The 18874-nt window shown below is 71.0% G+C and carries 19 protein-coding genes; 4 read left to right on the top strand and 15 right to left on the bottom strand.

Annotated elements, in window-relative coordinates:
- Positions 1 to 1479 (bottom strand): glycan biosynthesis hexose transferase WsfD, encoded by a 1479-nt coding sequence (gene wsfD / locus ISP_RS01025; RefSeq protein WP_013222169.1) that lies wholly within the window; start codon positions 1477 to 1479, stop codon positions 1 to 3.
- Positions 1476 to 3293: a hypothetical protein gene (locus tag ISP_RS01020; protein ID WP_013222168.1), complete on the bottom strand. Its 1818-nt coding sequence runs from the start codon at positions 3291 to 3293 to the stop codon at positions 1476 to 1478. Before ISP_RS01020 ends, wsfD begins: the two co-directional genes overlap by 4 nt.
- A gap of 267 nt (positions 3294 to 3560) precedes the next feature.
- Here ISP_RS01020 and ISP_RS01015 point away from each other — a divergent pair, with 267 nt between their 5' ends.
- Together ISP_RS01015 and ISP_RS01010 are read left to right on the top strand one after the other, a co-directional pair.
- Positions 3561 to 4127, top strand: coding sequence for a DUF6541 family protein (locus tag ISP_RS01015; protein ID WP_230468675.1), 567 nt, complete (start codon positions 3561 to 3563; stop codon positions 4125 to 4127).
- On the top strand, positions 4124 to 4396 hold the full coding sequence (locus ISP_RS01010) for a DUF6541 family protein (protein WP_320109495.1): 273 nt from the start codon (positions 4124 to 4126) through the stop codon (positions 4394 to 4396). Before ISP_RS01015 ends, ISP_RS01010 begins: the two co-directional genes overlap by 4 nt.
- A 172-nt stretch (positions 4397 to 4568) precedes the next feature.
- Here the strand turns inward: ISP_RS01010 and ISP_RS01005 are convergent, their stop codons facing one another.
- From ISP_RS01005 to ISP_RS00975, 7 genes are read right to left on the bottom strand one after another with little or no spacing between them, the layout of a single operon-like run.
- Entirely contained in the window at positions 4569 to 5537 is a 969-nt protein-coding gene (locus ISP_RS01005) for a lysylphosphatidylglycerol synthase transmembrane domain-containing protein (RefSeq protein ID WP_013222165.1), read from the bottom strand.
- Between the two features lie 12 nt (positions 5538 to 5549).
- On the bottom strand, positions 5550 to 6794 hold the full coding sequence (locus ISP_RS01000; protein WP_013222164.1) for an acyl-CoA reductase: 1245 nt from the start codon (positions 6792 to 6794) through the stop codon (positions 5550 to 5552).
- Entirely contained in the window at positions 6791 to 7843 is a 1053-nt protein-coding gene (locus tag ISP_RS00995; protein ID WP_013222163.1) for a LuxE/PaaK family acyltransferase, read from the bottom strand. The genes ISP_RS01000 and ISP_RS00995 overlap by 4 nt, the downstream gene beginning before the upstream one ends.
- On the bottom strand, positions 7840 to 9234 hold the full coding sequence (locus ISP_RS00990) for an AMP-binding protein (RefSeq protein WP_037374226.1): 1395 nt from the start codon (positions 9232 to 9234) through the stop codon (positions 7840 to 7842). Before ISP_RS00990 ends, ISP_RS00995 begins: the two co-directional genes overlap by 4 nt.
- Positions 9231 to 9965, bottom strand: coding sequence for an SDR family NAD(P)-dependent oxidoreductase (locus ISP_RS00985; RefSeq protein ID WP_034284930.1), 735 nt, complete (start codon positions 9963 to 9965; stop codon positions 9231 to 9233). Before ISP_RS00985 ends, ISP_RS00990 begins: the two co-directional genes overlap by 4 nt.
- A complete protein-coding gene (locus ISP_RS00980) occupies positions 9958 to 10230 on the bottom strand; it encodes an acyl carrier protein (protein ID WP_013222160.1) in 273 nt (90 codons plus the stop codon). The genes ISP_RS00985 and ISP_RS00980 overlap by 8 nt, the downstream gene beginning before the upstream one ends.
- Positions 10231 to 10243: 13 nt before the next feature.
- Entirely contained in the window at positions 10244 to 10963 is a 720-nt protein-coding gene (locus tag ISP_RS00975; RefSeq protein WP_013222159.1) for an acyl-ACP--UDP-N-acetylglucosamine O-acyltransferase family protein, read from the bottom strand.
- Between the two features lie 149 nt (positions 10964 to 11112).
- Between ISP_RS00975 and ISP_RS00970 the strand changes: the two genes are divergently transcribed.
- A complete protein-coding gene (locus ISP_RS00970; protein WP_013222158.1) occupies positions 11113 to 12219 on the top strand; it encodes a DegT/DnrJ/EryC1/StrS family aminotransferase in 1107 nt (368 codons plus the stop codon).
- The gene (locus ISP_RS00965; RefSeq protein WP_013222157.1) at positions 12216 to 13172 is read left to right on the top strand and encodes a Gfo/Idh/MocA family protein; all 957 of its coding nucleotides are present in this window, start codon (positions 12216 to 12218) and stop codon (positions 13170 to 13172) included. The genes ISP_RS00970 and ISP_RS00965 overlap by 4 nt, the downstream gene beginning before the upstream one ends.
- Here ISP_RS00965 and ISP_RS00960 read toward each other — a convergent pair.
- The 6 genes from ISP_RS00960 to ISP_RS00935 all read right to left on the bottom strand — a co-directional run bounded on the left by ISP_RS00960 (position 13169) and on the right by ISP_RS00935 (position 18851).
- A complete protein-coding gene (locus tag ISP_RS00960; protein ID WP_014466519.1) occupies positions 13169 to 14509 on the bottom strand; it encodes a M20/M25/M40 family metallo-hydrolase in 1341 nt (446 codons plus the stop codon). The genes ISP_RS00965 and ISP_RS00960 overlap by 4 nt on opposite strands.
- An 85-nt stretch (positions 14510 to 14594) precedes the next feature.
- Positions 14595 to 15305: a hypothetical protein gene (locus tag ISP_RS00955; RefSeq protein ID WP_013222155.1), complete on the bottom strand. Its 711-nt coding sequence runs from the start codon at positions 15303 to 15305 to the stop codon at positions 14595 to 14597.
- Positions 15302 to 15814 carry a SigE family RNA polymerase sigma factor gene (locus tag ISP_RS00950; protein ID WP_013222154.1) on the bottom strand — a complete coding sequence of 171 codons (513 nt, stop codon included), beginning with the start codon at positions 15812 to 15814 and terminating at the stop codon, positions 15302 to 15304. The genes ISP_RS00955 and ISP_RS00950 overlap by 4 nt, the downstream gene beginning before the upstream one ends.
- Before the next feature lie 265 nt (positions 15815 to 16079).
- Positions 16080 to 16706, bottom strand: a complete 627-nt coding sequence (locus ISP_RS00945) for an acyltransferase (RefSeq protein ID WP_013222153.1) — start codon at positions 16704 to 16706, stop codon at positions 16080 to 16082.
- Positions 16693 to 17889, bottom strand: coding sequence for a glycosyltransferase family 4 protein (locus ISP_RS00940; protein ID WP_013222152.1), 1197 nt, complete (start codon positions 17887 to 17889; stop codon positions 16693 to 16695). Before ISP_RS00940 ends, ISP_RS00945 begins: the two co-directional genes overlap by 14 nt.
- 32 nt (positions 17890 to 17921) lie before the next feature.
- The gene (locus ISP_RS00935; protein ID WP_013222151.1) at positions 17922 to 18851 is read right to left on the bottom strand and encodes an NAD-dependent epimerase/dehydratase family protein; all 930 of its coding nucleotides are present in this window, start codon (positions 18849 to 18851) and stop codon (positions 17922 to 17924) included.
- Between the last annotated feature and the right edge of the window lie 23 nt (positions 18852 to 18874).

The raw sequence follows: 18874 nt of genomic DNA, 5'->3' as shown, positions 1-18874 counted from the left end.
TTACGCGACCGTAGGTTGGGGACCGTCGTTCAGCGGGGAAGAACACAAAGCGGGCGAACTCACACGCGTCGGACGCGGGATCGACAGGACCACGGCGAGCAGGATCGTGAACAGCGCGACGGCCTGGTGCTTGACACCTTCGATGCCGTCGCCGAGCGCCGCCGTGCCGAACTGCGTCACCGAGACGGTGAACAGGAACGCCAGGACGACGCCGAGCGCGGTTCGTCGCTGCCACCAGACCCTGACCAGCACGAACAGCCAGATCGGCACCAGCGCGAACAGCCCGAGCGGGGCGAGCAGGCCGGTCAGCCACGACACCACGGGGACCCGGTACTCCTGCGCGTGCGGCGGGAACCCGGCGCTCTGGTCGAAGCTGCCGAGGTAGCCCGGCCGCGCGGTGAGCTGGTCGGCGGCGGCGCGGTTCAGCACTTCGAGCGTCCGGCCGGGGTGGGTCGCGAAGTACGTCACGACGTTGCGGCGGCTGATCCGGTCGCGGTACTGCGGGTACAGCGGGTCCAGCGTCGCCGGGTGCGGGTGCCACCAGCCGTTGCCCGCGTACTGCGCGAACGACGGCGGTAGCCCGAGCTCGGCCAGGTCGGCCCGGGTGTCGTGCTTCCCGTCGACGATGTTGAGGAAGATCGAGTTGAAGACGTTGATCTCGCGCGAGTCGTCGCCCGGGAACGCGGTGTACGTGCCGTCCGGCGCTCGCGCGGGCTCGACGCTCTGCTGCGCGAAGAGCGTGACAGCGCCGATCGCGCCGATGACCAGCACCGCCGGCGCCCACCGCCGCACGCCGCGCCGGCCGCCGGGCCGGACCAGCAGGATCGCCAGCGCGAGGATCGGCAGGATGGTCAGCGTCTGGACCTTGGCGTTGACCGCCAGGACGCCGCCCACGAACGTCACCGCCACGCCCGCGTGACTCCACCGGCCCTCGCGCGCGGTCAGGAGCAGGCCACCGACGGCGAGCAGCAGGCCGAGGAAGGCCGCGCCTTCGCCGAGGATCGCCGCGAAGTACCCGAAGAACGCCGAGTCCGCGACGACCAGCAGGAGCCCCGCCGCCACGAACAGCCGGGTGCGGCGCGGGTGCGGCAGGCCGAGCACGATCGCGGTGCTCGCCGCCGCGGCGACGACGCTGCTCAGCAGGCCCAGGATGACGAGGCTCAGCGTGCCGTGGAGGCCGATCAGCCTGCCGATCCGGACGGCCAGGTCCGCGAGCCAGCTCTGCGTCAGCAGGTACGTCGGGCGGCACGGCGGCGTGCCCGGCGCGGGCGGGTAGGCGAGGTGGACGAACGGCTCGGGCAGGCCCTTCCAGGTGATCCCGGCACCGCACAGCACGCGGCCGCCGTCGCCGTTGTTGGACATCGCGATCGGCCGCGGCACCAGGAACCGCACCACGAACAGGGCGAGCGAGGTGCCGAACACCCCGAGCCCGAGCCGTGCCTCGGCGCTCAGCTGCCGGTCCGGGGCCTCAAGCTTCACGCAGGACAGGGTACGTAGCGGAAGTCCGGGCCCTTGTCGAGGTCGGCGACCAGCGCTTTCGCCTGTTCCGCCCGCGGGTACACCGAGACCCAGTAGGGCGTGCCGACGCGGCGGAAGGTCGCGACCTCGTACTTGCCCGCGTACACCGGGTCGATCGCGCAGTGCTGACGGTCGGCGTAGCCGTCGTCGGCGGGCACGGCGACGGTCGGGCGGCGGCCGTTGACGACGTAGTCGTAGTCGGTCGCGATGCCGCCGTCGTGCCGCCCTTCGCGGGCGATGTGGTCGTCGGTGCGGCCGAGGACGTCGATGATGAGCAGCTGTCCGCCGTGGGCGGCGAGCGCGCCGGGCGCGGCGGCGCTGACCACCGACCCGGGCGGCAGGTAGTCGCCCAGCCAGCCGCCGATTTCGGCGAGCTCCGTGCCGTGGGAGTGCCAGACCCGGACGCGGTCGAGCATCTCGGGGCTGAACACCGAGACGAGGACCGCGATCCCGGCCAGCCCGCAGGCGGTCACCGGCACCAGCAGCGTCCCGGCGGCCCGCGGCTTCGGCGACGGCTTGCCCACGGCGTCCGCGGTCAGCACGCCGTACGTGCCCGCGGCCGCGACGGCGAGCAGCGGCGGCAACGGGGCCAGCAGCCGCCACGACGGGCCCGGGTCGCCGCCGATGAGCACCGCGGCCGCGGCCAGCCCGGCGGCCATCGCGAACAACAGCCAGAGCAGGGCCTTGGCCTCGACGGCTGTGCCCACCACGGCATCGCCCCGAGCCGGGGACTCCGCCGCCCGGGCCCCCCGGAAAGCAGCGGCTTCACCCCGAGCCGGCGGCTCCGCCGCCCGGGTTCCCCGAAACGCAGCTGTGCCGCCCCGAGCCGGGGACTCCGCCGCCCGGGACCCCCGAACCGCGGGTTCGGTGCGGCGCAGCACCAGCGCGACCGCGGCGACCAGCCCCAGCAGCAGGAAACCCTGGTGCGCCAGTGCGAACCCGGACAGGTACGGCCAGCCGGCGGCGACGCGCTCGCCGAGCGTCCCGCCGAGTTTCGCGGCCAGCGGCGCGGGGAGGAAGTGCTGGTAGAACGTGGCGCGCCAGGCCAGCCGCGGGATCAGGAAGACCAGCGCGCCCTGCACGTAGCCGACCGGCGCCCACCAGCTGTGCTTCCGCTTGAGTGCGGCGCCGACGAGCCACAGACCGGCCAGCACGCCGATCACCAGGCCTTCCGGGCTGGTCATGACCGCGAAGGCGACGAGCACCCCGGCGACGACCGGGCGGCGCGCGGCGAGCGCGTAGCCGGTGGCGAGGACGAGCAACACGAACAGCGGGACTTCGGAGCCCGAGGCCCCGTACACGGCGAGTCCGCCGGCGCTCGCGGTGAGCACCGCGGCGGCGACGCCGATCGCCGGCCGCGGCTGGGCGCCGTCCGGGGCGGCCGCGGCGACGATCCGGTTGGCCAGGAAGCAGGAGACGAGCACGCAGCCGAGCGCGGCGAGGACCCCGAAGACGACGGCCGTGGTGCGGACGTCGGCACCGAACGCGGCGCGCGGCAGGGCGACCAGCACCAGCCAGCTGAAGTTCGTGTACCCCTCGACGCGTTCGCCGGGGTTGAAGACCGGGCCGTTGCCGTCGGCGATGTTCTGCGCGTAGCGGAAGGTGACGAGCGCGTCCTCGGTGACGGTCGCGAACAGCAGCTGGTGCAGCAGGGAAAGGCCGAGCGTGAGGGTGAGGACGAAGGCGCGCCAGCCGCGGTCGGTGTCGAGGCGGTGCCAGGTCAGCACCACGATCGCGGCGACGACCAGCCACGCCACCACGACCGCGTAGACCACCCGGCCCCCTCCACCTCGTCACCGCACCCGCCCGGCCGGCTCCCCGCCAGGTTATCGGTCCTCGGCGGCGAGGCGTTTCCCGTTGACCGGGCACGAGCCCGAATGGGAGTCGATCACTTCGCCGGCGACAGTCAATCAGGGAAATTCACCGCCCAGAATAACCCGATCGGGTACCGCCTCCGACGGTTGAAGTGACGTCCCGGAAAAACACCGATCGAGGGGCCGCCACAGCCCATCCGGCCGGTCATTCCGGGCTTAGTCTCCAGCGTGCTCTCCGTAAGCATCGCCATTGTCGTGATCGCCGCGCCCGGTCTCGTGATCGGTCTCGCCGCGGGTTTGCGCGGCTGGGTCCTGGCCGGGATGGCGCCGCTGCTGAGCTACGCCGCCGGCGGGCTGACCGGTCCGTGGGCCGCGGCGGCCGGGCTGTCGTTCACGCCGCTGACCTACGCCGTCTCGACCGTCGTGTTCGCCGCGATCGCTTTCGGTGTCCGGAGGTGGACGGTGCGCCACCGGCGACCGGCGCCGGATCCGGGGCTTTGGGCGCGCCGCGGGCACCTGGCGGTACTGGCGGGCCTGCTGTTCGCGACGGCGACCGGGACGGCCGCGGCGCTGCTCGGGCTGGGCCGCATCGGAGCACTGCCGCAGGGCTTCGACGCGGTCTACCACGGCAACGCCGTGCGTTACATCGCCGCCACGGGCGACGGCAGCCTGTTCGGCACCGGCCACGTGAACTGGTACGGCGACGCGGCACCGGTGTTCTACCCCAACGCCTACCACCTGCTGGCGGCGGTGACGTACCGGCTCGGCGGGGTGTCGATCCCGGAGACGCTTTGACAGGAATTCGAACGGTTGCCGCGCATTTCGACGAAACTTCCCCACCCGCGGACGCGGTGCTGCTGGCGAACCGCTTCCGGAACTATTCGACGGATCCGGCGGTGCGGGCGGCGGTGCGCCGGCTGAACATCCATTGGGTCATTCTGGGAAAACCGGCCACTGATCCGGGCCGCCCTTATCAGCCGGGGTTGACCGGATTGGCAGGTGAGCCGTTCTTGACCGCGGTCTACCGCAACCCGGACGCGGTGATCTACCGGCTGGTGCCGTGAGGGGGGCTCCGACGCGTGCGGCCGGCGCCGCGGTGGGCTCGGCGCGGGTGGCTCCGGTTGGTCGGCGCCGCGGCGGCCTCGGTGCGGCCGGCCATCGCATGCGCCGCTGGCGAGCCGTTCCGAGTTGTCCACATGTGCGTAAGGGCTGTGGACAACCGGGGGACAACCTCGGTCAGGCGGGGGTGGGCGCGGGGCGGACCGAGCGGGCCGCGACCGCCGCGAAGCCCGCCGTCAGGAGGTCGGCCACCGTGAACATCACCCGGGAGGCCACCGCGAACGCCGTGGCCTGGCCGACCGTCAGGCCGCTCGCCGTCAGGACCGCGACCTGGGCCACCTCGCGGACGCCGACGCCGCTGGGGAGGATGAACGCGAACGTGCCCACCGTCATCGCCACGGCCATCGCGCCCACGCACAGCACGAAGCCGCTGAGGCCCGGCGTGCCCACCGAGTTGGCCAGCAGCCAGAGGTGGACGCCCTGCAGGCACCACGCCGCCGTCGAGGCGCCGAAGACCTTGCCGATCACCCGCCAGCCCAGCGGGTGCTGCAGCGGTGGGCGGCGGAGGATCCGCAGGACGAGCGAGGTGCCCCAGGTGAGGATCTTCGGGTGCAGCATCGCCAGGCCGAGCGGGATGAGCACGAACAGCCACAGCGCGCGCGGGCTGTTGCTGAACACCGCGGGCGCCGCCAGGAGCGACACCACCAGCGCCGACACCACGCCCACGCCGAGCTGGATCAGGGAACCCGTGAAGATGCGGGCGCGGGCCAGGCCCGCCTTGCGGCCCAGCTCCATCTGCAGCAGGTACGCCCAGACCGAGCCCGGCACGTACTTGCCGAGCGAGCCGACCAGGCAGATCTGCGCGCCGCGGGCGTAGCCGATCGGCTCGCCGAGGTCGTCGACCATCATCTGCCAGCCCCAGGTCGACACCAGGATGGCCGCGACCAGGGCGACCAGGCTGAGCAGAGACGACTCCCACGCGACGTCACGCAGGGTGTGCCAGAACTCGCCCCAGTTGGCCGCCAGCTGCTTCGCCGCGAAGCCGATGACCAGCAGGATCGCCACCCACCGGACGACGTCGAGAATCTTCGCCCGTGCGGACTTCGGCTGCTTGCCCGCAGCCGGCAGGTCCTCAACTGTCGTCATCGACGGCTCTCCTCAGGCCTGCACCGTGACCAGGCGGCTGAACTCGGACAGCAGATCGTAGCCGTCCCACACCGCGGAGAAGGTCAGGGCGGACCCGAACGGCACGATCCGGTCGACGCCGCGGCCGGCGAGCTCGTGCGCGAACGCCGTCAGCTCCTCGGCCGTGAAGCCGAACTGGCTGACCGTCTGGTCCTTGCGGAGCACGATCGGCACCAGGTCGGCCAGCGAGGGCACGCGGGCGTTGGCGAACGTGCCGGCGCCGAGCCACTCGCGCGGCAGCACCGCCGGGTCGGTCAGCTCGAGCGTGGCCAGGCCGTTGCCCTGGAACGCGATCTCCTTGACCAGTCCGTCGGCCGCCGCGCCGTACGCCGAGACGCGCTTCTGGACCGCCATCGCGGGCTCGGTGACGTGCTGCTTCGTCTCCAGCACGGCCGCCAGCAGCTCCCGGAACTCCTGCCCCGCGGCCCGGGCGCCGGGCTCGTCGCCGACCCAGAACACCGCGCGCGGGGACGAGCAGGCGGCCTGGTCGAACCAGTACGAGTCGTTGTAGAAGCCTTCGGCGGCCGCGCGGCGCTCTTCGGAGGAGGCCCGCTGCCAGCCCGCCACCGAGGCGACGGCGAAGGACGAGCGGTCCGGGAACGTCAGGTCACGCGCGTGCGGCGCGAGCGGGTACTGGCGCAGGGCCGCGACCGAGCCGTCGCCGCCCCAGATGACCCGCAGGTCGGCGGCCAGGGACAGGGCGCCGCTCACCTCGTCGCTGCGGTCGTAGGTCACCATGCGCTGCGTGGCCGTGATCGCGGCCGCGGTCGCGGGGTCCACTTCGGACAGTGCCGCATTCAGTGCTTCCAGCACCGCTTCGGCTGCCCCCGCCGAACGCGACGAGACCCGCACGACGTTGTGGTTGCCCGCCAGCGCGGACAGCGCCCACGAGTAGACGAAGATCGTGTCGACGTTCGCCGGCGGCACGTGGAACACCAGCCCGCGCGGGAACCGCAGCGCGGTGCCCGAAGTGTCCAGTGTGGACAGCGCCTTGGCGATTTCGCCCTTGCGCAGGAAGAAACCGAGCGACGCCAGCTCCGGGAACCGGCGCGCGGTGGCCGGGGCCAGCAGCTTGCGGGCGAACTTCGTGACGAATTCGACGATCCGCGGGTCGCCGACCTTCAACCGGCCGCCGGGCGGCTCGGCGCGCAGCTCGCCGACCAAGTCGTTCACGGAAACCGCCGGAGCGGTGGGGAACCGCTGAGTCAAGGACGTCATGCCGCCGCTCCCGAGAACGTGTCCGAACAGCCGCGGGCCTCGGCCTTCGGCAGCCGCCCGAGCACGGAGAAGTGCTTTCCCGGCCAGTCGCCGTCGTCGATGCCGTTGCAGACACCCAGGTCTTCGGTCAGCAGCACGTGCCCGGGGTAGGACCGCGGCAGCGTCGAGACGACCTCGATCACGCCCGGCTCCCCGACCGGCTGTTCTTCCCACGTCTCCGGGTTCCGGATCACGACGTCGGCGAAGTCCGGGCAGTACAGCGAGTTCCCGGACGGTCCTTCGAGGAACACGGTGCCGATCTGCTCGATCATCCCGTAGTAGTTGTGGATCCGGGTGAGCCCGGTGTCCTCTTTGAACCGCCGCCGGAACTCGGTGTTGTCGACCGCGCGGTCGATCAGCTTCTTCCAGCCACCGCTGTGGATCAGGATGCCGTTCGACAGGTCGAGGTCGTGGTCCCGCGCGACCTCGTAGAGATACAGCCACACCATGAAGGTGAAGCCGAAGATCAGGAACGGCTTGTCGCCGTACTCGGCGAGGAACTTCTTGACCGCTTCGACGTCCGGCTGGTCGTTCTCGTCGAGCACGTACGTGTGCTTCCGGCCGAAGTTCGCCATGCCCAGCACGCCCGCGCCACGCGCGGAGAACGAGCGGCGGTTCTTGATGATGCCGATGGTGTCGACCATCAGCATCGGCAGCCGCTCGCCGCCGAGGACCTCCTGCAGCGTCGCGCCCAGCTGCTTGGTCTGCGCGGCCGCCGCCTCCTTGTCCAGGTAGATCCGTGACGCGCCGGCGCCGGTGGTGCCCGACGACGTCAGCGTCTTGAACACCTCGCTGTCCGGGACCGACTTGAGGTCGTGCGTCTTGAACATCCGCACCGGCAGCCACGGCAGGTCGGCGATCGCGCCGAACGACGCGGAAGGCGCGATCCCCAGCGAGGCCAAAATCCGGTCGTACCCCTCGGAGTTCGCCCGGTGGTGGGCGGTCAAGGACACGAGCTCGGGCAGCAGCAAGGCCTCCCGGTCGCTCGTCGACCGAGTGAACACGCTCATACCTTCGCCTCCAATGACCGGTAGTCGATCTTGCCGCTGGCCAGCAGCGGCACGGTGTCGATCGGGCGGACGTCGAACCCGCTGACGTGCAGGTGCAACCGCTCGGACAGCGCCCGCGACGCGTCCTTGCAGATGTCCTTGTCCACCCCTTCGGCGAACAGCACGACCTTGTCGCCGGCGGCCACCGCGGCCACCACGTCGATCCCCACCGCCGCCGTGCGCGCGGCCTGCTCGAGGTCGTCGAGGCTGACGCGGTTGCCGAAGACCTTGCCGATGCGCTTGAGCCGGCCGGTGATGAACAGGTACCCCTCTTGGTCGAGGTACCCGAGGTCACCGGTGGCCAGCACGCCGCCGAATTCGTCGCCCTTGGCCAGTCCGGACTCGTCGTCCGCATAGCCCATCATCACGTTGGGCCCACGGTAGACGACCTCACCGACAATTTTCGGGTGCGTGGTCTCCGAGCCGTCGTCCCGGCGAACCGAGAACTTCCCGCCCGGCAGCGCCGGCCCGGCGGAACCGAGCTTTTCGGCCAGCCGCTCGGCGGGCACCGTCGTCATCCGCGGCGACGCCTCGGTCTGGCCGTACATGACGTACATCCGGCCGCCGACGGCGACCATCTTGTCGTTGAACTCGGCGATCAGCTCGTCGCGCAGCTTCCCGCCGGCCTGCGTCAACGTCCGCAGCGTCGGGTACTTCGCGGGGTCGAACTTGAGCCGCCGCAGCATTTCGTAGTGGTAGGGGACGCCCGAAAGCGACGTGACGCCGTGGGTGTTCACCGCGTCCCAGAAGCCGCGGCCGAGCACGCCCGACGGCTCGATCACGATGGTCGCGTCCCGCACCAGGTGCGAGTTCAGCACCGACAGGCCGTAGCTGTAGTGCAGCGGCAGGCAGGTCGGCGCGACCTCGTCGGCGTCGATGTGCAGCACCTGCGCGATGGCGTCGGCGTTGGTGAGGATCGCCTGGCGCGACAGCCGGACGAGCTTCGGGTTGCCGGTCGACCCGCTGGTCGGGAGCAGGACGGCGAGGTCGGGGTGCGGGACGACACCATCGGCCGAAGAGCGGACCCAGTCGTCGCCCCGGACGAAGTACCCGTCAGGCGCGTCCCCGGAGGCCGAGAGCACGGCCGCCGGGCGGAAGCGCGAGACGAGCCCGGCGAGCACGTCGGCGTCGAGCGCCGGATCGATCAGCGCGATCGCGCGTCCGGACTCGAACGCGCCCAGGTAGGTCAGCACGCTGTCCAGGTCGACCGCCATCCGCGCGAACACGACGCCGGCCGGCAGCGCCGCCAAGGCTTCCCCCGCGCGGCCGACCTCGGCCGACAGTTCCGCGCCCGCCAGCGTGCGGCCCCCGGCCACGTCCACCAGCCGAGCTCCCGCACCCAGCAACGTCACAGCACCAAGCCTCCGTCGATCCCCAGCACCTGACCGGTGATGAACGACGCTTCGTCGCTCACCAGGAACCGGATCGCGTTCGCGACTTCTTCGGGCCGGCCCAGGCGCCCGAGCGGCGTCCGGCTCGAGTTTTCGGCCTTCGCGCCTTCGCTCAGGCCCGCGGTCAGATCGGTCTCGATCACGCCCGGCGCGACCGCGTTGACGCGGATGCCGGACCGGCCGAGCTCCTTCGCCGCCGACCGCGCGATGTTCGCCACCGCCGCCTTCGACGCCGCATACACGGTCTGACCAGCACTTCCGTACTCGCCGACGATCGAAGCGAGCACGACGATCGAGCCGGTCTTCTTCCGCATCATCGCCCGGGCCGCGGCCTGGACGGTGTGCAGCGTGCCGGCGACGTTCGTGCTCAGCGTCGTGTCGACGAGCTCTTCCTTGATCATCCCGAGGAGCGCGTCCTCCATGATCCCGGCGTTCGCGACAACGATGTCCAGCTTGCCGTGCTCCTTGGCAACGCCCCTGACCAGCGAAGACACCGCTTTCGCGTCGGTGACGTCCAGCGCGAGCCCGGAGGCGCCCACCGAGGCAGCCGCTTCCTTGGCGCGAGCCTCGTCACGGCCGGTGAGAACCACCGTCGCGCCCGCCTCCACCAAAACGCGGGCGGTGGCCAGGCCGATCCCCCGCGTCCCGCCGGTGACGAGCGCGACGCGACCGGACAGCGGCAAATCAGTCATTCTTCGACTGCAGCTCGGTCACCATGTCGACGGCGACCTTGAAGCTCGACATGTCGATGACCTGGTCGGTGTCGAACTCGACGTCGAACTCGTCCTCGATGGCCGCGACCAGCGCCATGTGGCCGACCGAGTCCCACGCCTCGATGTCGCGGTACTTCAGGTTCTCGACGTCCACACCGCCGTCGAGGTCCAGCGCCTCGACGAAGACCTCGCGCAGCTTGGGGGCAAGCGGCCCCGCGGCCTGAGCGTTCAATTCAGCCGACATCAGACAGCTCCTACTAGTGCTCTTCGCGCGGGCGGGCGTCCCACGCCTTTACCAAGGTAGAGAGGTCGTGGGGCAGCGTGACGTCCGGGAGACCTTCCTTGCCCTTCAGCCACGGCCCGAGCGCCTCGATCGTCTCCTCGTCGAGGCCGCGGCGGGACAGGCCCACCACGTTGACGCCGGTGACGCGGGCCGGGTTGCCGACGGCGATGGTGAACGCGCCGATCTCGCGCCGCACCGCCGAGCCCATCCCGATCATCGCGCCCGGCCCGATCACGACCTTCTGGTGCAGGATGGCGCCCATGCCCAGGTTCGCGCCGTCCCAGATGTGGCAGTGACCACCGGTGACGGCGTTGGAGGCGATCGTGACGCCGTCGCCGACCAGGCAGTCGTGCGCGATGTGGGAGTTGCGGAGGTAGTAGCCGTCGCTGCCGACCGTCGTTGTCCGCCAGGTCCCTTGGTGGACACTCACGTACTCGCGGATCCGGTTGCGGCTGCCGATGACGACGCCGTGGCCGTCGTGGTCCGGGTCACCGGTCGGGGTGTCTTCCCAGGCCGCCGGGTGGGGGCGGCTGCGGTCCTCGCCGGGCGTGCCGATCGTCACGTGCGGGCCGATCCAGTTCCCGTCGCCGATCCGGACCGGCCCGGCGAGCACGGCGAAGGGCCCGATGACGTTGTCCTCGCCGAGCTCGACGCCTGCGCCGACGACGGCGGTCGGGTGGATGCGGTTGGCCACGGGCGGGTATCCGTTCGTCGGCGGCTGGGTACTGGGCGTGCCGTCGCGCCCGGTAACGTGTGGCCCGCGTTGTTGCAGGGCAGCCGGGCGCAGAACCGGCGGCTCACTGTACCGGACGCGCCGAAATCGCCTGCCGAGAGAGACTGCCCATGATCCCCATCACCGTGGTCGACGTCCGCGACGCGGAGGACCTCGTCGTCGAGGTGCTGCGCTCCGGCGCCATCGCACAGGGACCGATGGTCAAACGCTTCGAAGACGCCTTCGCGGCGGTCTCCGGGACCAAGCACGCGATCGCCGTCAACAACGGGACCACCGCGCTGGTCGCCGCGCTCCAGGTGCTCGACCTGCAGCCGGGCGACGAGGTCATCACCTCGCCGTTCACCTTCGTGGCGACGTTGAACGCGATCCTCGAGGCCGGCGCCACCGTCCGGTTCGCCGACATCCGGCGCGACGACTTCGCGATCGACCCCGACGCCGTGGCGAAGACCGTGACGGACCGCACGAAGGTCCTCATGCCGGTGCACCTCTACGGCCAGACGGCCGACATGGGCAAGCTCGCTCCCCTGGCCGCCGAGCGCGGCCTGCACGTGATCGAGGACTCGGCGCAGGCCGTCGGCGCGTCGTTCGAAGGCAAGCCGGCCGGTTCGTTCGGCATCGGCTGCTTCTCGCTGTACGCGACGAAGAACATCACCACCGCCGAGGGCGGCGTCATCACCACGGACGACGACGCGCTGGCCGACAAGCTGCGCGTGCTGCGCAACCAGGGCATGCGCGCCCGCTACCAGTACGAGGTCGCCGGCCACAACTACCGGATGACCGACCTGCACGCCGCCGTCGGCATCCCGCAGCTGGCCAAGCTCGACCAGCTGACCGCCGCCCGCCAGGCGAACGCGAAGCGCCTGTCGGAAGGCCTCGCGGGCACGCCGGGCCTCGACCTCCCGCAGGTGCTGCCGGGCCGCGAGCACGTGTGGCACCAGTACACGGTGCTGGTCGGGCCGCACGCGTTCCTTTCGCGCGACGAGCTCGCCGCGGCGCTGACCGAGCGCGGCATCGGCAACGGCATCTACTACCCGAAGATCGTCTTCGACTACGACTGCTACGCGGGTCACGACCTGATCCCGGGCGCGCGCGTCGAGGACTTCCCGGTGGCTCGCGCCGTTTCGGAGCAAGCGCTGTCGCTGCCGGTGCACCCGCACCTGACCGAGTCCGACCTGGACACCATCATCGAAACCGTTCGCGAGGTACTGGGCGCATGACGCATCGGATCGCTCTGGTCGGTACCGGGAACATGGGTTCCCTCCACGCCCGCGTGCTCGCCGGCAACGAGCGCGTCGACCTGGTCCGCGTGATCGATCCGCGCGAGGAAGCGGGCAAGGCCGTCGCCGAGCGGTACGAAACGCAGTGGACGCCGGAGATCGGCGAACTGTCCGATGTGGACGCCGTGGTGCTCGCGTCGGCCACCGAGGTGCACTACGACCTGGCGCAGGAGATCTTCCGCCAGGGCAAGCCGATGCTGGTCGAGAAGCCGGTCTGCAACAGCTTCGAGAAGTCCCAGGAAATCGTCGCGCTGTCGGCGAAGAACGACATCCCGCTGATGTGCGGGCTGCTGGAGCGCTACAACCCGGCGGTGATGACCGCGCGGGCGCTGGTGCAGGAGCCGATCCACCTGATGGCCCGCCGCCACGGCCCGTACGCGCCGCGCATCAAGACCGGCGTCGCGTGGGACCTGCTGGTGCACGACGTCGACCTGGCGATCCAGTTCTTCGGCGGCGCGACGCCGTCGCGCGTGACCTCCGGCGCGGGCTACTTCCACCCGCAGTCGGTCGAGGGCGCCGAGGACACCATCGAGACGGTGCTGTCGTTCCCGACCGGGCTGGCCACGGTGTCGGCCTCGCGGCTGGGGCAGCGGAAGGTCCGGTCGCTGATGGTGTCGGAACTCGACCGGCTGATCGAGATCGACCTGCTGCGCCGGGACGTCACGATCTACCGGCACATCTCGCACGACTCCGTCACCCCGGACGGCCTCGGCTACCGGCAGCAGACGGTCATCGAGATCCCGGAGCTCGTCACGGCCCGGGAGCCCCTCGCCACCCAGCTGGACCGCTTCTGCGACCTCCTCGAAGGCAAGATCGACGCCGACACCGAGCGCGACCTGATCCTGCCGTCGCACCACGTCGTCGAGCAGGTCCTGACGCAGGCGGCGGCCTAGCTCACCGGCGCCGGGAACGCGGCCGGGCTGCGGCGCCCGCCGGGGCCCACCGCGCGGACGCCGAAGAAGACGTTGTCCTTCGACAGGTCGATCTTCGCCGTCAGCGCCGGGCCCACGTCGATCGCGTGCGTCCAGTCCGGGGCAGTCGTCTCACGCCAGACGACCTCGTAGCTCGTGGCGCCCGGCGTGGCGTCCCAGAGCAGCTCGGAGTCGTTCGTCAGGGCCGTTGTGCGGATCTTCGCGCCCTTCGGCGTGCCCGGTGCGGTGGCGAGCGACCACAGCGCGGCGCCGTTCACCCGGGCGACCCGGGCGATGAACGGGAAGTCGCAGAACTCCGGCAGATCGCCGTACCGGACGCCGTTTTCGACGCGGACGTCCTGGTGCTGGTGGGCGTAGTCCTCGTTCGGCTCGGTGAACCGCGCCGCCGGATAACCCTGTTCCAGGAAGCCGATGTGGTCGCCGCCGCGGAGGTAGCGGTCGCGGCGGTAGATCACCCGGACGGTCATGCCGGTCGCGTCGTTCTCCGCCACGGCCTTCACGAACCGGGCCAGCTGGCGCGGCGGAGAGTCGTTTTCGCCGCCGATGCTGCGGCGCAGGCTCGCCTCGGCCGGCGTTTCCGCCGTCGGGACGCCCTCGGCGAAGAGGCGGATCGTGAACGGATCACGCGTGCCGTCGTCGGCGCGGCTGGAGCCGACGATGTCGTCGGTGAACATCGCCTGGACGTCGGTGCCGGCCGCCTTGAACTGCTGCGCCATGTACCGCGAGCCGTACAGGCCCTGTTCCTCGCCCGCGACGGCGGCGAAGACGATCGTCGCCGCCGGCTGCCGGGTCGAGAGCACCCGGGCCAGCTCCAGGGCGAGCGCGACGCCCGAAGCGTCGTCGTCCGCGCCCGGAGCGTCCCCGGTGAAGTCCATGACGTCGGTGCGGCGCGAGTCGTAGTGCCCCGAGACGACGTACACGCGGCCGAGATCGGTGGCCCCGCGCAGCGTCGCGACGACGTTGGTGATCTTCGTCGGCACCGGGATCCGGTCGGCGGGCGGCTGGACGTACGACTGCAGCTCGACGCTCAGCCGTCCCCCGGAAGCCGCCGCGACCTGCTGGAACTGTGCGAAGAGCCAGTCGCGCGCGGCACCGGTGCCGCGAACCGGGTCGTCTTGGGCGGACAGCGTGTGCCGGGTGCCGAACGCGGCCAGCCGCCGGACAGTCGCTTCGATCCGCCGTTCGTCGACCTGGCGGAGCAGGGCGCGCAGCTCCGCGTCGGGACGCTGCGGGCGGACCGGGACGCCGGGCCCGCGGTCGCCGAGTTCGGCAGCGCCGGCGGGAACGGCGGCCACCATGCCCAGCGCCGCCGACGCGGTGAGGAACGCTCGTCGAGAGGCCACGATTCACGTCTTACGCCCGCATCGGGTGGGCGGGTACCGCCTACCTGGTGAGCCGCTTGCCGTCGGTGTCGTACGCGACCAGCGGCGTCAGGACGGCGGAGTCGGGGACGGCGGCGGGGTCGAACCAGAAGATGACCACCTTCGGGTCGGCGGTCCACTTGGCCAGGTGCGCCTCGACGGTCTGACCGTGCACCGTGGTCGTGATCTTCGCCGCCGGACCGGCGAAGTAGCCGAAGACCGGGATGAGCTGGTCGCGGATCACCTCGCCGCCGTCGGTGGCGTGGAAGCCGAAGGACCGGTCGGAGCCGCGGACCTCGTTCGTCGCCAGCACGGACTGCAGCGACGTCCCGGACCGGAAGCCGGCCACCAGGCCGAAGCGGATGTCCGGCAGCTCCGGCGCGTCGACGGCCCGCGCGTAGAAGACGAGCTCGCCGGACTGCGTCCGGATCCCGGTGCCGATGACGTCCCCGATCGGCTGCTCCGCGGGCGGCGCAGCCGACGTCGTGGACACGGCCGGTGCCGGCGACGGCGGTTGCGCGACCGGCGCGGACACGGGTTGCCGCAGCTGGATGGCGAGCACCACGACGAGGACGACGGCGGCCGCGGCGGCGATCCCGGCGGTACCGGTCAGCAGGCGGCGGCGACGCCGCAGGCGCGTGCCGTCGGCCATGATCCTGGCCAGGTCGGGCTCGGCGAAGGGCTCGCCGGGCGGCTGCCGGAGGGCGGCGCGGAAGTCGTCGAGGTCGTTCACCGCCCGCTCCTCCCGATCAGCGTGTTCTCCGGGTCCGCGGCCACGAGCCGCAGCTTGGCCAGCGCCCGCGAGTTCGTGCTCTTCACGGTACCCAGGGAAACGCCGAGCTCACGGGCCACGTCGGCTTCCGGCAGGTCGAAGAAGTGCCGGAGCACGACGACCGCGCGTTCGCGGGCGGTGAGCGTCTTGAGCACCGCGGTGAGCCACGCGCGCTGGGTGACGGCCTTGTCGACGTCGAAGCGGTCCGGCCGCTCGGGCATGGCCTCGGTGGCGTACTCGCGGATCGGGCGCCGCCAGCCGTCGATGACGTGGTTGACCAGGACGGTCCGGGCGTAGCCGTAGGCGTCCTTGTGCCGGACGCGCGACCAGGCCGCGTAGGTGCGCGTGAAGGCGGTCTGGGCGGCGTCCTCCGCCTGGTGGCGGTCGCCGGTGAGCAGGAACGCGGCGTGCGTGAGCCGGGCCGACGACGCGCGGACGAACTCCGCGAACTCCTCGTCGCCACGCGCCATGCGTCACCTCGTCTCGTCCTTCCCAGCGACGGCCGACGCGCCGGAAGGTTGCTTCGTGGATCTTGCGAGCGTACGCCGAGGCGACCAAACGTTGTGTAACCGATATCTTGCGCTCGGTCACTGAGTACTAAATTGTCCAGCGTACGGACCGTGCGGATCCGTGCGTGGGACTTCGCCGCCGGGAGGATCGGGCGGTTTCACGACGGCGGCGCCGGCGTCCGGCGCCGGCGCCGCCGTCATCCAACTCAGCTGGCCCCAAGGGGGCTCATTCCGAGAAGTCGCCCGAGGGCGCACCCCAGCCGGACGCATCGGAGCCGCGTTCCTCCGCGATCGCCCGGCGGCGGGCGTTTTCCGCCCGTACCCGGTCCACTTCGGACTGGATGTACTCCTCGTCGTACCGCTGGAAGACCCGCGCCGGATTGCCCGCCACCAGCGTCCGCGGCGGGACGTCCTTCGCCACCACCGAGTTCGGCTGGACCGTCGCGAAGTCGCCGATCGTCACGCCCGCCATGATCACCACCAGGCCGCCGATGAAGCAGCCCTTGCCGATCTTCACCGGCTTGCGCTCGATCAGGTCGCTGCCCGAGTGGTTCTGCAGCGTCATGTTCGCCAGCCAGCTCGAATGCGTGAAGATCAGCGTGTTCAGGCCGATGCTGGTGTGCTCGCCGATCTCCAGGCCGCCGCTCGCGTCGAGGGCCGCGCCCTCGCCGATCCAGCAGTGCTCGCCCATCTTGAGGTTCTCGGGGCTGATGATCTTCACGCGCTCGCGCACGCGGCAGGTCGAAGGCAGCCCGTAGAACTGCGCGCGCTCGGCGTCGTTCATGTACTGCGAGACGAGCTCGGTCAGGATCTGCGGGCGCAGCCGGTGGCTGCGCTCGTCATCGAAGAACATCGGCTTCCGACACCAGCTTCTCGAACGTCCTCAAGTGCTCTTCCGCGACGACGTCGAGGCCGAAGTTCGACCGCACCAGCTCGCTCTCGCGCTGCGCGATCAGGGCCCGGCGAGCCGGGTCGTCGAGCAGCCCGATCACCGTGCGCGCCACGGCTTCCGCGTCGTCCGGGCGCACGAGCAGCACGTTCTCGCCGTTGCGCAGCTCGATGCCCGGGTAGTTGTCCTCGGTGACCGACGCGATCGTCGCCGTGCCGGACAGCATCGCCTCCAGGGACGCCGTGCCGCAGCCACCGTTGAGGTCGTGCGTGACGATGTCCGCCGCCGCGAAGTACGCCGGGACGTCCTCCTTCGGCACCGCGCCCGTGACGACCAGTGCGTCCGAAACCCCCAGCTCCGCGGCCCGCTTCAGGAACGCGTCGTGGTACACGCGGCCGACGACGACCACCCGCACGCCGGGGTGCTTGTCCAAAATGGACGGCAGCGCCTCGATCAGCGGCAGGCGGTTGCGCAGCGGGATGACGTGGCCGAGTGACACGATCAGCGGCGCGTCGCCGACCCCGTGCTCCGCGCGGACGTCCTTCGTCACCGGCTTCGCGAAGTGACCGGTGTCGACGGCGATCGGGAAGTACTCGGAGTTCGCGTCGCTGGTCCCGTAGCGGTCGACGCAGTAGTCGACGCCCAGCTTGTCGAGGATGACGTACCGCGGCTTCATGTAGGCGAGCATCGGCCGCACGAGCACCGCGTCGAGCAGCCGGAACACGCCGCCGTACAGCTTGTTGTCGCTGATCAGCAGCGTGTGGATGGTCAGCAGCGCCGGCACGTCGTGCCGCCGCGCCCAGATGCCGGCCAGCCACGACAGGTCGAAGAACTGGCCGTGCAGGTGGATCGCGTCCGGCTTGAACTCGTCCAGCAGCTTCCACAGCCGCCGCCAGTTGCCTGGCCGCAGCGACGCGAAGCTCATGTCGAAATCGATCGACAGGCCGATCTGCGGCATCTTCACCGCCGGGAGCCGCACGACGCGGTAGCCGTCGCGCTCCTCCTCGGCCGGGGCCTCGCCGTACGCGGCCGTGATCGCCAGGACCTCGTGCCCGGCCGCGGCGAACTGGCCCGCGAGCGAGGCCGCCATGTGCGCGCTGCCACCCACGCGCGGCGGGAAGAAGTTGTTCACCACCGCGATGCGCATCGCCCGCCCCTGGGCCGGCCCCGCGACGGAATTCACTCCGTTTCCCTGACCAGGTCCCGCATGCCGTCCTCGACGGTGATCCGCGGCTCCCAGCCCAGCACGTCCCGCGCCCGGCTGATGTCGGCGGCGCGGCGCGAGACCAGCACGTCACGCTCGTTGAACAGCGGCTCGACGTCGACGCCGACGGCCTCGATGAGGATCTTCGCCAGCGCGGCGATCGACGTGTCGATGCCGGTACCGATGTTGATCGGCAGGTTGGCCCGCTCCGACTCCAGCGCCGCGACGACGGCCTTCGCGAGGTCCGTGACGTGCACGAAGTCCATCGACTGGTCGCCGCGGCCATCGATGATCGGCGGCTGGCCGGCGCGCAGGCGCTGGATGAAGTGGTTGATCACCGACGTGTAGTAGGCCTCGATCTTCTGGCCGGGGCCGTACACGTTGAAGAACCGCAGCGCGTTCCAGGACAGGCCCTTCTGGCGCTCGTAGAAGCCGAGCAGGTCCTCGCCGGCGCGCTTCGAGATGCAGTACGGCGTGAGCGGGCGCAGCTCGTCGTCCTCGTGCATCGGCAGCCGCTTCGGGTCGCCGTATACCGACGCGGTCGAGGCGAACACCAGGCGCTCGACACCCTCGTCGGCGGCCGCGGCGAACACGTTGTGGTTGCCGATCATGTTGATGTCGATCGACTCGTGCGGGTCGGCGATCGACTTGTTGATCGACACCGTCGCGAAGTGGATGACGTGCGTGCAGCCGCGCATCGCCTCGCGCACCGCGCCGCCGTAGCGGACGTCCTTTTCGACCAGCTCGACCTGGCCGGTGGCGACGAACTCGTTGACGCGGGCGCGGTCGCCGCGGGTCATGTTGTCGAAGATCCGGACCGTGTAGCCGCCCTCGAGCAGCAGCGGGATCACGTGCGCGGCGATGAACCCGCCACCCCCGGTGAAGAGCACCTTCTTGTCGGACACCAATTTCTCCTCGGTCGGCGGCT

The organism is Amycolatopsis mediterranei, assembly GCF_026017845.1.
Taxonomy (GTDB): domain Bacteria; phylum Actinomycetota; class Actinomycetes; order Mycobacteriales; family Pseudonocardiaceae; genus Amycolatopsis; species Amycolatopsis mediterranei.
This window is presented reverse-complemented; position numbering and strand designations above follow the sequence as displayed.

Excerpts from the sequence above, each read along its gene's own strand:
- ISP_RS01005 (WP_013222165.1), bottom strand. The coding sequence starts at position 5,537 with ATGACGACAGTTGAGGACCTGCCGGCTGCGGGCAAGCAGCCGAAGTCC.
- ISP_RS01000 (WP_013222164.1), bottom strand. The coding sequence starts at position 6,794 with ATGACGTCCTTGACTCAGCGGTTCCCCACCGCTCCGGCGGTTTCCGTG.
- ISP_RS00995 (WP_013222163.1), bottom strand. The coding sequence starts at position 7,843 with ATGAGCGTGTTCACTCGGTCGACGAGCGACCGGGAGGCCTTGCTGCTG.
- ISP_RS00985 (WP_034284930.1), bottom strand. The coding sequence starts at position 9,965 with ATGACTGATTTGCCGCTGTCCGGTCGCGTCGCGCTCGTCACCGGCGGG.
- ISP_RS00980 (WP_013222160.1), bottom strand. The coding sequence starts at position 10,230 with ATGTCGGCTGAATTGAACGCTCAGGCCGCGGGGCCGCTTGCCCCCAAG.
- ISP_RS00970 (WP_013222158.1), top strand. The coding sequence starts at position 11,113 with ATGATCCCCATCACCGTGGTCGACGTCCGCGACGCGGAGGACCTCGTC.
- ISP_RS00965 (WP_013222157.1), top strand. The coding sequence starts at position 12,216 with ATGACGCATCGGATCGCTCTGGTCGGTACCGGGAACATGGGTTCCCTC.
- ISP_RS00960 (WP_014466519.1), bottom strand. The coding sequence starts at position 14,509 with ATGGTGGCCGCCGTTCCCGCCGGCGCTGCCGAACTCGGCGACCGCGGG.
- ISP_RS00950 (WP_013222154.1), bottom strand. The coding sequence starts at position 15,814 with ATGGCGCGTGGCGACGAGGAGTTCGCGGAGTTCGTCCGCGCGTCGTCG.
- ISP_RS00945 (WP_013222153.1), bottom strand. The coding sequence starts at position 16,706 with ATGTTCTTCGATGACGAGCGCAGCCACCGGCTGCGCCCGCAGATCCTG.
- ISP_RS00940 (WP_013222152.1), bottom strand. The coding sequence starts at position 17,889 with ATGCGCATCGCGGTGGTGAACAACTTCTTCCCGCCGCGCGTGGGTGGC.